Raw genomic sequence first — 1,942 nt, forward strand, 5'->3', positions numbered from 1 at the left:
GCAACGGCTCGCTCGCCGGCGGCGGTGGCGGCGGCGCAGGTCTCGGCGGTGACATCTTCGTTCAGCAAGGCGGCAAGCTGACCGTGATCGGCGGCACCTTGTCGAGTGCCACCGAGACGGGCGGTACCGGCGCGAATGGCGCGGGCAACGGCTCCGCCCATGGCGACATCTTCATCCAGGGCACGATGGTCGTCACGCCGACGCACACCGTTTCCACGTTCTTCCAGGGCCTGCAGACCGTCACCACGCTGACGATCGCCGACACCATCGCTGATGAAAGGGGCATCAGCGGCACCGGCACGAGCGGAAAGCTGCAGGTCTCCGGCGGCGGTACGCTGACGCTGACTGCCGCCAATACGTATGTCGGCGGCACCCAGATCGACGGCGGCAACGTCCTCTCGATCACGGCCGACAACAATATCGGCGGCTCGGCCAGCGCGCTGATCCTCAACGGCGGCTCGCTGACCACGACCGGCGGCTACACCTTCACCCACGACATTCAGGTCACCGCCAATGGCGGCACCTTCGACATATCCTCCGGCACGATCGCCGACGCCGGCGCGATCAGCGGCTCCGGCACGTTCACGCTGTCGGGCGCCGGCACGTTGCAGCTCGGACTCGGCCAGCTCGCAGGGTTGACCGGGACGCTCAACCTGAGCGGCGGGCACCTCGGGTTGACGACCGGCGGCACGTTCGACGACGCGATTTCGGTCGGCGGCAGCTCACTCCTGAAGATCGCAAGCGGCGTGACCGTCACCGATACCGCACTGATCAGCGGCGGCGGCAATCTCGGCATCGACGGCGGCGGCACGTTCGTGCTCGGCCATGCCAACACCTACGGCAGCACGACGATCTATTCCGGCACCGTATGGCTGACCACGGCCGGCGCAGCCGGCACCGGCAATATCTCGTTCACGACAGGACTCGCCAGCACGCTGAAGATTGACGATGCCGCGCTGACCGGCAACGTGCTCACCAACAGCATCTCCAACTTCAATCCCGGCCAGTCCATCGACCTGACCGGGCTGCACTACAACACCCAGAACACCTTGCTCAACACCGTCAGTCTTTCCGGCAACGTCGTCACGGTCTCGAACGGCACGGTGACGGATACGTTGACGGTGAACGGGCTCGACGGCGGCGCCCGCTTCCAGCTTTCGCAGGATGCGAATGGCGGAACGATCGTGCAGCTTGTGTCGACGCGCGTCTTCAATGTCTCGAACGTCACCGAGCTCAACGCAGCCATCCTGCAGATGGATTCCGGCGGCCAGAACGCCGCGCCGAATGCCAACTACACCATCAACATCACCGCCAACTTCAGCCTCTCGTCGGAGCTGTACGCGCTCAATCTCTTGAGCGGATCGAGTGTCACGATCAACGGCAGCGACGGTCACGGCGGGACCTACACGATCGACGGCCTCAACGTCCAGCGCGGCTTCTTCGTCTATGCGGGCAACGTCAATCTCGAGAACCTGACCATCCAGAACACGGTGGCGGCCGGTGGCGGCGTCATCCAGGGCGGCGGCGGCGGTGGCGCCGGGCTCGGCGGCGCGCTGTTCGTCTCGGCGAACGGCAGCGCCACGATCGACAATGTCGTGTTCCACGACAGTGCCGCAATCGGCGGCAATGGCGGAACCGGCAGTACCGCGAGCAACGCCAACATCGACGGCTTCGGCGGTGGTGGCGGAATGGGCGGCCAGGGCGGAAACAGCAGCGGTGGCGGCATCGGCCTTCACGCGCAGGGTGCGAACTCCGCCGCATTTCAGAACGGGGCCGCCGGCATCGTCCCCGGCGCCGCGGGAGGCGGCAAAGGAGTCGACGGCTACCTGATCCCGTACGGGAACGGGACCCTTCTTTACTGGAATGGCGGAACGGGCGGCGCCAATGGCGGCGGCGGCGGCGCGGGTGGCTTCTTCGGCAACAATAGCCGCGCGCATGGTAC

1 protein-coding gene is annotated in these 1,942 nt (G+C 66.3%); it reads left to right on the plus strand.

The window, feature by feature from the left end; genetic code table 11:
• A partial coding sequence (locus H8A95_RS44025) for a beta strand repeat-containing protein (protein ID WP_338028090.1) occupies positions 1-1,942 on the plus strand: 1,942 nt, incomplete at both ends.

The sequence above is a fragment of the Bradyrhizobium oropedii genome, assembly GCF_020889685.1.
GTDB lineage: Bacteria > Pseudomonadota > Alphaproteobacteria > Rhizobiales > Xanthobacteraceae > Bradyrhizobium > Bradyrhizobium oropedii.